Origin of the sequence: Granulicella sibirica (genome assembly GCF_004115155.1) — a bacterium.
GTDB lineage: Bacteria > Acidobacteriota > Terriglobia > Terriglobales > Acidobacteriaceae > Edaphobacter > Edaphobacter sibiricus.
The window spans coordinates 2192123-2205599 of the sequence record NZ_RDSM01000001.1 but is presented as its reverse complement, the minus strand read 5'-3'; the positions used below and the strand labels follow the sequence as shown (position 1 = coordinate 2205599).

At 63.2% G+C, this 13477-nt stretch carries 8 protein-coding genes; 2 read left to right on the top strand and 6 right to left on the bottom strand.

Annotated features, from left to right (window positions below; translation table 11 throughout):
• Nucleotides 1-6: 6 nt before the first annotated feature.
• Nucleotides 7-4818 carry an alpha-2-macroglobulin family protein gene (locus GRAN_RS09125; protein WP_128912580.1) on the top strand — a complete coding sequence of 1604 codons (4812 nt, stop codon included), beginning with the start codon at nt 7-9 and terminating at the stop codon, nt 4816-4818.
• A 664-nt stretch (nt 4819-5482) separates the two neighbouring features.
• Here the strand turns inward: GRAN_RS09125 and GRAN_RS09120 are convergent.
• Both GRAN_RS09120 and GRAN_RS09115 read right to left on the bottom strand, forming a co-directional pair.
• A complete protein-coding gene (locus GRAN_RS09120; protein WP_161570905.1) occupies nt 5483-7225 on the bottom strand; it encodes a SpoIID/LytB domain-containing protein in 1743 nt (580 codons plus the stop codon).
• Complete coding sequence (locus GRAN_RS09115) at nt 7222-8073, bottom strand: penicillin-binding transpeptidase domain-containing protein (protein ID WP_128912578.1); 852 nt, start codon at nt 8071-8073, stop codon at nt 7222-7224. Before GRAN_RS09115 ends, GRAN_RS09120 begins: the two co-directional genes overlap by 4 nt.
• Nucleotides 8074-8169: 96 nt before the next feature.
• Here GRAN_RS09115 and GRAN_RS09110 point away from each other — a divergent pair, with 96 nt between their 5' ends.
• Entirely contained in the window at nt 8170-9123 is a 954-nt protein-coding gene (locus tag GRAN_RS09110; protein ID WP_128912577.1) for a cation diffusion facilitator family transporter, read from the top strand.
• A gap of 112 nt (nt 9124-9235) precedes the next feature.
• Here GRAN_RS09110 and GRAN_RS09105 read toward each other — a convergent pair whose 3' ends face one another.
• The 4 genes from GRAN_RS09105 to GRAN_RS09090 all read right to left on the bottom strand — a co-directional run bounded on the left by GRAN_RS09105 (nt 9236) and on the right by GRAN_RS09090 (nt 13454).
• The gene (locus GRAN_RS09105; RefSeq protein ID WP_128912576.1) at nt 9236-9904 is read right to left on the bottom strand and encodes an alpha/beta hydrolase; all 669 of its coding nucleotides are present in this window, start codon (nt 9902-9904) and stop codon (nt 9236-9238) included.
• Complete coding sequence (locus GRAN_RS09100; RefSeq protein ID WP_128912575.1) at nt 9901-10860, bottom strand: ring-cleaving dioxygenase; 960 nt, start codon at nt 10858-10860, stop codon at nt 9901-9903. Before GRAN_RS09100 ends, GRAN_RS09105 begins: the two co-directional genes overlap by 4 nt.
• 172 nt (nt 10861-11032) lie before the next feature.
• A complete protein-coding gene (locus GRAN_RS09095; protein WP_128912574.1) occupies nt 11033-12016 on the bottom strand; it encodes a transaldolase in 984 nt (327 codons plus the stop codon).
• A gap of 106 nt (nt 12017-12122) precedes the next feature.
• The gene (locus GRAN_RS09090) at nt 12123-13454 is read right to left on the bottom strand and encodes a fibronectin type III domain-containing protein (protein ID WP_128912573.1); all 1332 of its coding nucleotides are present in this window, start codon (nt 13452-13454) and stop codon (nt 12123-12125) included.
• Between the last annotated feature and the right edge of the window lie 23 nt (nt 13455-13477).

Genomic DNA, 13477 nt, shown 5'->3' with positions numbered 1-13477 from the left:
GATCGCATGAGACACGGCTTGGGGTGGGGGATCGGCCGTGTTCTGTCTGTGCTGCTGTTGCTGCTTGCCTGTGGGCGGGAGGCGAGTGCGGCGCCTGCGCCTTACTTCACGCTGAGCACCTATAAGAGCTTTGCGCCGGGGGAGAAGCCGAAGCTTCACCTTTATTCACGGAACGTGGATGAGCTTGAGTTCCGGGTGTATCACATCGAGGATCCGGACAAGTTCGTGGCGAACCTGCCGCAGATGCATTCGTTCGGGGATCGGCCTGTGCCTTCTTCGGTCGAACAGATCGATGAGAAGACGTGGCTGGAGAGATTTCATGACTGGAAGCGTGGGCTCTGGTCGGAGGTGCGGAGCTTTTTGAGGACGCAGCTCTCGCATGAGGCGCGGCAGGCGCTGGTGCAGAAGCAATCGAACCTGGCGAGGCGGAGCCGGGTGGTTGGGGTGGCGCAGTTCGCGCAGATTCCGCTGCTGAACGATAAGCAGCTTGTGGCGCGGTGGAAGCAGGAGATGCCTCCGACGTTTGTCAGCGACAACCAGACTCTGCCGATCGATCCGCTGCCGGCGGGGATGTATCTGGTGGAGGCGACGGACGCGCACCAGAAGGCTTACACGATCCTGATGATCAGCCAGACGGCTCTGATTACGCGGATGGTCGCTGGGAATGTGCTGGCGTATGCGGTCGATCGGAAGAGCGGGGCTCCGGTGACGGGGGCGAGTGTTTCGCTTGGGCTGACCGGGCTGCCGCTCATGCATGGGACGACGTCGGACGAGGGGGTTGCGGAGTTCAAGGCGCCTGCTGAGCCGGTGAAGAAGCCGGGAGACGGAGAGCAGGCGGATGCTTCCGGCGCTGAGAGCAAGATGTGGGTGATCGCTCATCGGGGGAGCGATGTGGCGCTGGTGGCTCCGTACTTCGGATCGTTCATGAGCGTGGCGGGGACTACGTTTACGAGCTATTTGTATACAGATCGGCCGGTGTATCGACCGGGGCATACGGTGCATTGGAAGGGGGTGTTCCGGCAATACGCGGGGGATTCGCCGGAGCTGCCGAAGTTCTCGCAGGCGCATGTGCGCGTCACGGACGAACAAGGGAAGGTGGCGCTGGATAAGGTGGTGGGGCTCTCCCCGAATGGGACGGTGAATGGGGAAGTGGTTCTGGCGAAGGATGCTTCGCTTGGGAACTACTCGGTGTCGATCAACTCGGTAGAGGGACAGAATCTGGGGTTCTCGGGGTATGCGGGGTTCATCGTCGAGGAGTACCGGAAGCCGGAGTACGAGGTGAAGGTCTCGGCGCAGAAGGAGCATCTGCTGCAGGGGAGCTCGAACGAGGTCACGATCGATTCGCGGTACTTCTTCGGGGAGCCGGTGGTGGGGGCGAAGGTGAAGTACACGATCCAGCAGAGCGCGCATTCCTGGTATGGCGATGAAGACGATGACGACCATACGGTGACGCCAGGCGATGAGGGTGATGGGGCTGATGCGCCGGACGCCGGGGATGGCGAGCAGGCGACGCCTGGCGATGAAGAGGCGGCAGGGACAGGAACGCTGAACGCGGATGGGAAGCTGGTGGTGAAGCTCCCGACGCGCTTTGTCGAGAACATGCATTACGACAAGGACTATGTCGTGAGCGCGGGTGTGACGGACGACGCGGGACGGGAGATCAGCGGGAAGTACCGGTTTCTTGCGACCTATGGGAGCTTCCGGATCCATCTCGAGCCCGTGAACTACTTCGCGAAGAAGGGCGGCATGGCGGCGTTCAAGCTGACGGCGGTGGACTATGAGAACAAGCCGGTTTCGACGGCGATCCACCTGAGTCTGAGCCAGTCGCGCTACACGAACGGGAAGATGGTGCTGACGGACGCCGGGTCGGCGGATGCGACGACGGATGCGAAGGGGCAGGCGACAGTTCAGGCGAACGTCAATCTTGCGGGTTCGATCCAGGTGCTGGCCACGGCGAATACGCAGGAGAAGCGCACCGTGCAGGATTCGTCGTGGATCTACGCGAGCGGGCCGAAGGAGAACACGGACGACGAGTTCGGCGGTACGCACCTGATGAAGATCATCGCGGACAAGAAGAGCTATGCGCCGGGAGATACGGCGCACCTGTCGCTGGTTGGCGATGTGACGGGGTTCCATGCGCTTGTGATCGCGACGGGGTACACGGTTGAATTTCGCAAGACGCTGGGGACAGATGGACAGGCGATGAGCTTCGACCTGCCGATCACGAAGGACTCGCAGCCGAACCTGACGGTCGAGGCGGTGCTGATCAAGGACGACCAGATGTACCAGGCGCGGAAGTCGCTGAAGGTTCCGCCGACGGAGCAGGCGCTGCAGATCGAGATTACGCCTGCTGCCGCGACGTTCCAGCCGCAGCAGACGGCAGCGTATGACGTGGTGACGAAGGATGCGACGGGGAAGCCGGTGAGTGCGGAGCTGAGCTTCGGGGTTGTCGATGAGGCGATCTATGCGCTGTATAAGGACACGTCGGGCGATCTGCTGAAGAGCCTTTATCCGGCGCGTTCGGTGTATGCGAACGTCGATTCGTCGCTCGACTACTACTTCGAGGGCGAGGCGGGGAGCAAGAGCCCGATGCTTGCAGAGCGGCATGCACGCTATCGGCCGATGCTGGCGCAGGTGAAGAGTGCGAACGATGTGAAGCAGCCGCATGTGCGGAAGGACTTTCCGGATACGGCGTTCTGGGCTCCCGATATCCATACGGACGCGAGCGGGCATGCGCGGGTGACGATGACGTTCCCGGACTCGCTGACGACATGGCGGGCTACGGTGCGGGCGGTGACGGCTGACTCGAAGGCGGGGTCGCTGATTAACCGCGTGATTGTGCGGAAGAACATCATCGTACGGATGGGACAGCCGCGATTCCTGCGTAAAGGCGATACGGTCTCGATTCCGGTGATCGTGCATAACTACCTGGCAACGGCGAAGCCGGTTCAGCTTTCGCTGGATGCGACCGGACTTGATCTTGTTGGAGGTGCGACGCAATCGGTGAACGTGAATCCGAAGGGCGAGGCTACGGCGTTCTGGAAGTTCCGCGCTTCGTCGATCGGCACGGCGAAGCTGCTGGCGAAGGCGATTACGAATGAGGAGAGCGACGCGCTCGAGGTGACCTTCCCGGTGAAGCCAAGCGGTGTGCGGAAGACGCTGACGGCTTCGGGGTCGATCCAGGGATCGGGCGAGCATAGCCTTTCGATCGACTTCCCCACGGGGACGGATGCGGGGGCGCATACGCTTGCGATCGAGGTGAGCCCGTCGATCGCGGGATCGCTCTTTGGGGCGCTCGATTACCTCAGCACCTTCCCTTATGGATGCACCGAGCAGACGATGTCGAGCTTCCTGCCGAACATCCTCATCGCCGACGCTACGAAGAAGCTGAGCCTGCAGAAGCCGGTTGATCCGGCACTCCTAGCGACGCGCATCAAGGCCGGGTTTGACCGGTTGGCCGACTACCAGCACGAGGACGGCGGATGGGGTTGGTGGAAGGAGGATACGAGCCAGGTCTTTATGACGGCGTATGTCGTGAGTGGCTATGGGCAGGCACGGAGGGTTGGATACGACAAAGCCGGGGAAAGCCTGCGGAAGGGTGTCGGGTTCCTCGAGACGACGCTGCGGGCGCATCCGCGTATGCTGCCGGAGCTTCGGGCCTACACGGTGTATGCGTTAAGCGAGGCCGGAAGGGATGTGACCGATGCGAAGCTGCTGAAGGATGAGACGGACGCTCTCTATAGGCGGCGCGGCGATTTGAGCGCGCAGGGACTTTCGTTTACCGGACTTGCGATGATGCGGGAGAACGATACGCGCTCGGGCGAGATCGCTACGCTGTTGACGGCGAAGGCGGTGAAGCAGGGCGACCGGGTGAGCTGGCCTTCGACTCGGGAGCCCCTGCTGGACATCGATGCGGATTCCAGCGCGCAGTCGACGGCATATGCGCTGAAGTTCCTGGTGCATCAGACGCCGGATAGTCCGCTGCTGCAGGGTGCGGCGCTTTGGCTGATCGCGAACCGGAATGAGGGGTCTTACTGGAGCTCGACCGAGCAGACTTCGGCGGCGCTGTTCGGGTTGACGGACTACCTGGTGGCGACGCATGAGCTTGACGCCGAGTCGGATGTGGAGGTCTTCGTCAACGGGGCTTCGGCTGGGAAACGGCACTTTACGGCGGCTGATTCCCTCTCGGCCTCGATCCTTTCGATTACTCCCGATGCCGCCCATTTGCAGCCGCAGGGGAACAGCATCCGGATCGTGAGCCGTGGTGCAGGGCGGGCTTATTTTGCGGTCAGCGGGACGTTCTTCTCGACCGATAAGAGCGCATACCAGCAGGGCACGATGGCGCTGAACATTGCGCGGGATTACTTCAAGCTTGTGCCGTTTGAGAAGAACGGCAGCATCTTCTACAAGCTCGACCCGCTGCGCGGGCCGGTGCAACAGGGAGATGTGCTTGCCGTGCATCTTGGGGTGACGGGGTCACGCGAGAAGTACCTGCTGATTGAGGATCCCATTCCGGCGGGAGCGGAGTTCCTGACGAATGAGGGGACCTTCAACATCATGGACCGGCCGGGCACGTGGCGGTACTGGTACACGCGGCGCGAGTTCCATGACGACCATGCGGCGATCTTCGCGACGGAGTTCGAGGGCCGGGACGAGTCGTTCTACTTGCTGAAGGTGATCAATCCGGGGAGCTATGCGATCAGCCCGGCGAGCGTGCAGCCGATGTACCAGCCGGGGATCCAGGCGACGAGCGATGAACTGCATCTCGACGTGCAGGACGTTACGCCGCAGAATCCGCCGGCGGGAGGGGGACGCTGATGGCTGCTGCGAATGTCTTTCGGGCCGCGCTGGGGCGGCTGGGGGTGCGGGTGGTTCTGCTGGAGGTGCTCGGTGTGCCGGTGGTGGCAGGGCTGGCGGGACTGTGGCTGCAGATCCCCGATTCGCACGCGTGGGAGTTCGGGATTTCGGTGGTGTCTGGGATCGGGATTCTGCTTGGGTTTCTTTGGCTGCAGACGACTGTGGTGCGACGGCTGCGTGGAGGCGTTGCTGGTCCTGTTTGGATGGGGATGGGTTTGCTTGCGGTTTGGCTTGCGATTTGGCGTGTGCTGGCGACGGCGGTAAGCCTGCTGAGCGTACACGCCGAGCAGAGGGCGGGGTTCTGGAACTCGAGGCTGTCGGCGCACCAGAGGGTGATCTTTACGGAGCCGAAGTTGCTGGCGTGGCAGATGGATGCGATCAGCACGGTGCTTTGGTTTGTGCTGCCTTCGATTTTTCTGCCGCTTGTGATGGAGACGGTTGTGCGGGGAGCGCGTGGCGAGGCGTGGCGGGCGGTGGTTCGGGTTTATGGGCGGTGGCAGATGCGGCTGACGGTTGGGGTCGTGTCGCTGATGGCTACCAGCCTTGTTGAGAAGCTGACAGAGTGGCACCTGGCGGAGACGATACGGGGAGAGCTGGTGAGTGCGGGGCTCCGGCTGGGATCGCTTTATCTTCTGCTGGTGGCGCTTGGGCTGGTGGTGCTTGCGGTTGTGGCGGAGTTGCTGGCGCGGGCTGCGTCGGCGGGAACGCCACGAGAGAGCCAGGAGCGCACGGTTTCGAATCCGTAGAGATGGATCATGTGCTGGACGAGGGCGGTGGCTTCCTTGTGGGCTTTCTCGGCTTCGAGGAGGTTGGCGGGGGTTCGGAGACTCTCCTCGATGGTGGCTCGTGCGTTTGTGGATTGCGGGTGGGGCTGTGGGGACGCCAGGGCTTCGGGGAGACCTTCGCGGAGCCATAGGGGGGTGGACGGGGTCGCTTCGTGTTCCACGAGGACGTGGAGGAGCTCGTGGAGCAGGAGGTTGGTGTAGGAGTTTCCGGAGCGGGCGACGACCGATTTGGGCTGGAGGAAGATCCGGTCGCCACGGGTTGCTCCGAGGGTCCAGCCGGGTTCGTTGGTGACGCCTCGGTAGAGGTCGGTGGAGGGAAAGAGGCGGAGGGCTGGGTGAGGAGTGGGGTGGCCGGGTGGCGGCGGGAAAAGGGTCTGGGCGCGGGTCCAGGCGGCGGTGATGGTTTGGAGGGTTGAGAGATCGAGGGTGGGGGCGATGAGGGTCCAGGCGGGGTCTTCGTGGCGCTGCCAGCCCTGGTCGTTGGAGTCGATGCGGACTTCGGTTCCTGGGAAGTAGAAGTGGAGGATGGCGCGGTCGTCGCGGCCCTCGGAGGCCATGACGCGGGCCCCGGATTGGCTGAGGCCTACTCCGTGGCCGTAGCCCCGGCCTTCGAAGAGGATCTTTCCGGCTGGGCCGGGCTGGACGGCGTAGAGATCGCTGCGGAGCTTTCCCCAGCCTAGGGAGCGGTTGATGGCGAAGCGGAGGGTAGCCGCGGGTAGGGTTAGGCGCTCGTTGGCAGAGGTTTGTACTTCGAGCTGCGATGCGCGGCCGGATGAGTCTCTGCGGAGGATGGTGAGGGTGCGTGGCATGGCGTGGAGGTGGAAGCCCTGGGCGGAGAGGGCCTGGGTGAGTTCGTCAGGGGTGAGCTCGGCGTGCCAGGTGGAGGGAAGGCGGTCGCTGTAGGGGTCGGGGTGGGAGCGGAGCCAGGGTTTTGGCGGGCCTCCCCAGACGGTGGCGGCGTCTTCGGTGGTGCCTCCGCTGCTTTGGGTGAAATAGGCGGGGACGCGGGTGTTGTCGAGCCAGAGGGTTTCGCCCGCCGTGTCGAGGACGGCTTCGTTCACGGCTTGCGAGATGGAGCCGAGGCGCATGGCCTGGCAGCGGGTGCTGTCGCAGAGCTCCTGGTTGTGGGCGGCGCGGTCGAGGGCGAAGCTGCGGACAGTGATTGCGAGGGCGCGGAGGGAGGCTGGCGGCTCGTCGGGGCTTGCTTCTCCGGAGAGGACAGAGGCTACATAGCGTTCGCTTGGGAGGGTAATGCGGACGCGGAGGCCGTCGGGCTCGGGGTCGATGCGCCAGATACCTGCGGCGGTGGCCCGGCGGGATGTGTCGGTGTCGAGGCGGAGATCGCCGGTGAGCTCGATGGTGGTTTTGAGTTGTTCTCGTTGGATGGGTAAGGAGGCAGGAATAGGTTGGCGGGCGCAGGTCGGGCAGCGCTTCCAGGTGGCTCCGGGGTGCAGCGGGGTGACGGTAAGGGAGGTGACTCGGTCGGTGTCGAAGAGGCGGACGGTGAGATCCTGGGCTGCGGGATGGGGGGGTTGAGCGGAGGCGACTGGCGAAAGGAACAGGGCGAAGGCGAGGGCTTTCAAGGCTTGCGCTCCCGCTTGGCGAGGATCGTTCGGGCGAGGGTGGCGGCGTCGGCTCCGCTGCCGTGGGGGACGTAGACGACGAGGACCGTGGCAGGAGCGTCTTCGACGATGCCGGCGAACCAGCCGTGCGTCCAGGGCCGGCCGGGGTCGCTGGCGGTGCCTGTCTTACCGGCAAGGGTGAGGCCGGGGACGGCGGCGTTGTCGGCCATGCCGAAGCTGACGCTGTCGAGGAGGCCCTGGTGGACGATGTTTGCGGGATTAGAGTGTGCGGAGGTGAATTCGCGGGCGAGGAGGGCGTAGGCGCGGGCTAATTGCTCGGCGCTCACTTTGACGGAGAATAGGCCGAGGGCTTGCAGGATGCGTTGGTTCGGGTCGTCGATTGGCTGGGTGCGGATGCCGAAGTTGCTTAGGCTCTGGGTGAGTTGGGTGGGCGACATGCGGGCGGCGAGGCGGGCGAAGTACGTGTTGCAGGAGTAGGCGAGGGCGGCCTGGGCGGCGAAGATCGTGGTGGTGCGGGGGTGGGTGCAGGCGAGGTTGCGGGGGTGGCCACGGTCGTCGATGGTGAGGATTCCACGACACTCGACGGTGGTGTGTTCGGTGACGATGCCTTCCTTGAGAGCAGCCAGGAGGAGGAAGGGTTTGAGGGTTGAGCCGGGGGTGGACGGGATGCCGGTGCGGCCGAAGGTTGCGATCGTACGACCGGTCTGGACATCGAGGAGGATGGCGGAGGCGTTGGTTCCGGCCAGGAATCCGAGAGACTGGCCGTATATGGGAAGGCAAAGGAACAGGAGGCAGAAGAGGATGGCCTGCCGGGGTGCGTCGCGCTTCCATGAAGAATCAGCCTGCATACGCTCCCGTTCCGTTTCCGATCATCTTAGACATGGCAGGCTGATGCAACGGATGACGTAGGGCGCGGTGGCGCGGGAGAGGATTACACTGTATTTATGCACATGTCCGCCAGCACGGGACGGAACAACCGCAGGCTGCGGCGCGTGCTCCAGCTTTCGATGCTGTTGACGACGATGTATATCGTTGGGACGTTCTTCTTCGGGCTGCGCGCGCACTCACTTGCGCTGATGTCGGAGGCGGGGCATAACGTGTCCGACCTGCTCGCCATCCTGCTTTCGTTTCTGGCCGTATTTCTTCAGCAGCAGCCGGCGAACGATCGGAAGACTTTCGGATACCAGAGGGCTGGGGTGCTGGCGGCGTTCGTCAATGCGTTGACCTTGATCGTGCTCTCGGCGTGGATCGCGCTTGAGGCGATCGGGCGGCTGCATTCGCCGGTTGCGGTTCAGCCGCGCCTGATGATGATTGTCGCGGTGTTTGGTGTGTTGATGAACGGGGCGGTGGCGGGGTTGCTGTGGCGTTTTTCGGGCGACGTGAACATCCGCTCGGTGTTTCTGCACATGCTTGGGGACACGCTTTCGACGGCGGCGGTGATCGCTGGTGGCGCGGGGATTCTCTGGACGGGGTTTACGTGGATCGATCCGGTGCTGTCGATGGTGATTGCGGCAATGATCCTGTGGTCGAGCGCGGGCATTGTGCGGGAGACGCTGAACATCCTGCTCGAAGGAACGCCGCGCGGGTTGCAGCTTGGCGAGATTCGGGCGGCGATTCAGCGGATTCCCGGAGTATTGAACGTGCATGATCTGCACGTCTGGAGCCTGACGTCGGAGTCGCATGCGCTTTCCAGCCACATCACCATTGGTGATCGGCCGCTGGCGGAGTCGAGGGTGATTTTGAAAGATCTGAACGAGGCGCTGCAGCACCGGTTCAAGATCCACCATACGACGATCCAGTTCGAGGCGACGCAGTGCACGCCGAACGAGGGGTGCTGTGCGCCGCCGAAGCTTGAGATCGGGGCGACGTGCAGCCACGACCATAGCCATAGCCACTGAGTGGGGCTTTTCCTGGCTTGGAGTGTGGGCTTGAACTGCAACGGCAGCAGAAGACGCAGATTTCCTTCGGGAACGACGACCAAAAGACAATAGCAAGAACATCCGCTTTAGATCAGCGGCTGACGGCGCCTGCGAGTAAGTTTCCTACGATTTCGTTTGCGTGTTCGAGTTCGACTCGCGTGACCGTGTGGGGTCTTCCGGGGTAGCGTTCGGTTGAGACCTCCGCGCCCATTGCCTTGAGGATCGCTGCCGACTGCTCTACCCTCTGCCAGGGAACGTGCGGGTCGGGGTCGCCTGAGCCGAAGAAGGCGGGCATCCCCCCGAGGTTACCGGTGCGTGTCTGGGCTGCGACCTCTTCCGATGTGCCGATCAGGCCGCCGGTGAGGGCGATCAGTCCGCCGTAACGCGCGGGATAGCGGGCGACGAACTCGGTTGAGAGGCAGGCGCCTTGCGAGAAGCCGCAGATGGCGATCCTGCTCTCCGGAATGCCGGCAGCAAGCGCCATCGTGACGGTCGACTTCACCTTGGCGATGGCGGAGGAGAGCCACGGCTCGTTCTGACCGGTGGGGACGAGGAACGAGTTGGGGTACCAGGTATGGTTGGCGGCCTGGGGTGCCAGGTAGACGAGGCCGGGGTGATCCAGTTCGCGCGAGAGGCCGAGGATGTCCTCGGCTGACGCGCCACGGCCATGGATCAGCACGACCGCGCCGAGCGCTTCCTCAAGAGGAGCGCCGACGCGGAAGATGTGCTGGTCGCGGTGTGGGTCCTGTACTTGGCTCACAACGCCTCCACCTTCTCTTTATGCAGGGTTATCACGGGCAGTCTCTGCTCGATGACGCCTCGGCTCTTTTCGAGCCACGGCGGCAGCTTGAGGGCCTCGCCCATCGACTCGACCGGTTCATCAAGAGCAAAGCCTGGGGGATCTGTCGCGATCTCGAAGAGGACTCCACCGGGTTCGCGGAAGTAGATGGAGTGGAAGTAGGTGCGGTCCTGTACCGGTGTCACCTGGAGGGATTGGGCGGAGAGTTCTTCGCGCCACTCGAGTTGCGAGGCATCGTCGGGAACGCGGAAGGCGATGTGATGAACGCTTCCCGCACCCATCCTGCCGTAGGCGGCCGTCTCCGGCACCACGATGTCGATGTGATTGCCGAGCTCAGCACCTTCCGCGCTGAAGCGGACACGATTCCCTTCCTCGGCGAGCTTGTGAAAGCCCATCGTGTTCAGGACCTGCGCGGTGCTTTCAAGACGCTTCTCGGAGAGGGTGACGCCGAAGAAGCCGCGGATGGCGTGCTCTGCTGGAATCGACGCGAAACGTGAGGGCTTCGCGGGGCCGGCATCAGGGTGGCCGACGATCTCCAGACGCATGCCATCAGGATCGGCAAAGCTGAGGACCTCTTCGTTGAAGCGCTTACCGAGACGTTCGACGGGAATGCCGTTCTCGGAGAGCTGCTTCTCCCAGAAGGCCAGCGAGGTCAGAGGCACGCTGAAGGCGGTCGCGGCGGTTTCGCCGACGCCGAGGCTTCCGCGCGAGGCTCCGGGCCAGGGGAAGAAGGTGAGGATCGTTCCGGGGGAACCGGCGTCGTCTCCGAAGTAAAAGTGGTAGCTCCCCGGGTCGTCGAAGTTGATGGTGCGCTTGACGAACCGCAGACCGAGAACCTCGGTGTAGAAATCCAGATTGCGCTGGGGGTTGGACGCAATCGCTGTGACGTGATGCAAACCGACGATCGGCTTTGCCATGGAACTGCCTCATCTCCCGCCGCGGACTCGCAGGAGAGCGGAGCGCGGCGACTCACTTCTGATGCGAGCTTGGCGAATTCGATTCGAGCGGGCACGACCCGTTCGTGGGGCTGGGGGCCAAACAGATCGGGCTCCGCGGTATGCGGAGCCCGATGGCCTGACTGGTGAATGGTTACTCCTTGGGGAGTTCGCTGAGGCGCTTCGCGAGAAGCTTCTCGAGATCTTCGAGCGCCTTGGAGAAGCCTTCGATGCCTTCCTTCAGCTTGTCGTGGGCCATGCGGTCGTGCTCGTGCATCTCTTCAAACTTGGCCTTGTCGACCTCGATCTTCTCGATGTCGAGAGTTGCGGCATTCGCCGGATCGAGCTTGCGGGTCAGCGTTCCTTCCTTGCTATCGAGCTCGGCGAGGAGCTTGGGCGCGATGGTGAGAAGATCGCAACCGGCGAGCTCTTCGATTTCACCGATGTTGCGGAAGCTGGCTCCCATGACCTGGGTCTTGTAGCCGAATTTCTTGTAGTAGTTGTAGATGGTCGAGACGCTCTCGACGCCTGGATCCTCTTCCGGCTTGTAGTCCTTGCCGGTGTCCTTCTTGTACCAGTCGAGGATGCGGCCGACGAACGGGCTGATGAGGGTGACCTTGGCCTCGGCGCAGGCGATGGCCTGGTGCAGGCCGAAGAGGAGAGTCAGGTTGCAGTGGATGCCTTCCTTCTCGAGGATCTCGGCGGCCTTGATGCCTTCCCAGGTGGATGCGATCTTGACGAGCACGCGGGTGCGTGGGATGCCAGCCTTGTCGTACTGGGAGATGATGTCGCGAGCCTGCTCGAGGGTCTTTTCGGTGTCGTAGGAGAGACGGGCGTCGACTTCGGTGGAGACGCGGCCCGGGACGATGTCGAGAATCTTGCGACCGAACGCAACGGCCAGCGTCTTGAAGGCGTGGGCCGCAACCTCCTCGTCCTTGGCGCCCGGACCGAGATCCTTGCGCGCGGTCTTCAGCACGTCGTCGACGATGGACGAGTACTCGGGCATCGTGGCGGCAGCCGCGATGAGCGAGGGGTTCGTGGTGGAGTCCTGCGGCTTGAATTTGACGATCGAATTGATATCGCCGGAGTCGGCGACGACCGTGGTGAAGCCGCGAAGCTGTTCGAGTAGGGTTGCCATGTCAGAGATGCTCCAATCGTCCTGAAATAAGTCGCCTTTAGCTTAGCAAGGAATCTGGTGGCGGAGCAGACTCTCTTGAGGGATACGCGGGGAATTCACAGGCCGCTTATGGCGCGTCTGCAGAGTCTTCCGCGGATGTGCTGAATTTGCTCTCGTTGCCGGTCTGGTCGATCGCCGTGACTTCGTAACGGTAACGGACTCCCGGGATGGCCGTGGTGTCGCGATAGGCTGGTCCAGCAAGCGGGGCCGCGTTCAGCTTCTGCCGGGTGACGTTTGTATCGGGCTGGGTTCGGTAGATGTTGTAGCCCGCGAGATCCGTCTCCACGTTTGGCTTCCATGATAGATCGATTGTAGGCCGCGCGGTGCCGGCCTCGTGTAAGACCCCGTGAACGCTTGCGAGGCCCGTTGGAACTTCGGGCGGGAAGGTGTCGCGGCGGATGATGGTGACCGCAGGGGTAGGTTCGCTGCGGACCTCGATGGTCTGGCTGGAGAGGTGAATGGTTTCGACACGCTGGGCGGTGTACGTGTAGGTCTGATCGAGCAGGGCGGATTCGTCGATCATGCCGTCGCGATTCCCTGCCGGAGGTGTCTGCGCGGCATCCGCTTCCTCCTGGCGCAGACGAACTTCACCCGCTTTGTCTGTGTTCTTTGCCTTGCCTTGATGGGCCGGTTTACTCCCGGGCACCGGAGGGGACTTCTTGCCTTTAGGTTTTGACGCTGTGACCGGGGCTGTTGGCTGCGTGGCGGGGGATGCGGTGGAGACGAGGGTTCTGAGGACTTCTACGGTACCGCGTGCGTTGTTCTGGCCGCTCCAGTCGAGGACGACGCCCTGACTCGTCTGCACGGCGTGGAAGTCTTCGACGGCGGCGACCGCAGGGCCGGTGGGTATGAGAACGGGAGAGGATGGGTCGGCGGAGTGACCGCCGGCGTTCAGGGTGCGTACGCGATAGGCCAGGAGGGTTCGCGTGCCGGTAGCGTCCGTCAAGGTGGCGGGAAGCTGATCGACTGCCGCGTTGGCTCCGGGCTGGCCGGAGGGATGCAGCACCGGGGTACAGGCGATGGGAGGAACAGGGACTCCGGGGAGGGGTGGGGAGGCGGGTTTTGGTTTCGGTGCGGGTATTCCCGGCGCTTTGGAGTCACGACAGACTTCAACCTTCGTGACCTTTTCGGGAGTGAGTTCGAGGCCATCCGTGGTGCGGGTGGGAGCGGTCCAATGCAGCTCGATGCGATCTCCGATGCGCTCGCCTGAGAGATCCTTGACGGTCGCGGGCAGGTGGAGCGAGGGCGGGCGCGGCACTCCGGGATTGGCGCATCCGAGAAGGAGCCCTCCAGCCAGAGCGCCCAGTGTCCATAGTGCGGCCGGGAAGAGCGAGCAGCTTCCGGGTTCCTGTAAATGGAAGAGGGCGGGCGGAGGCTCGGTCGTACGCAGGAGGGTCACCCTTGAAAGCCTAGCATCGTCTC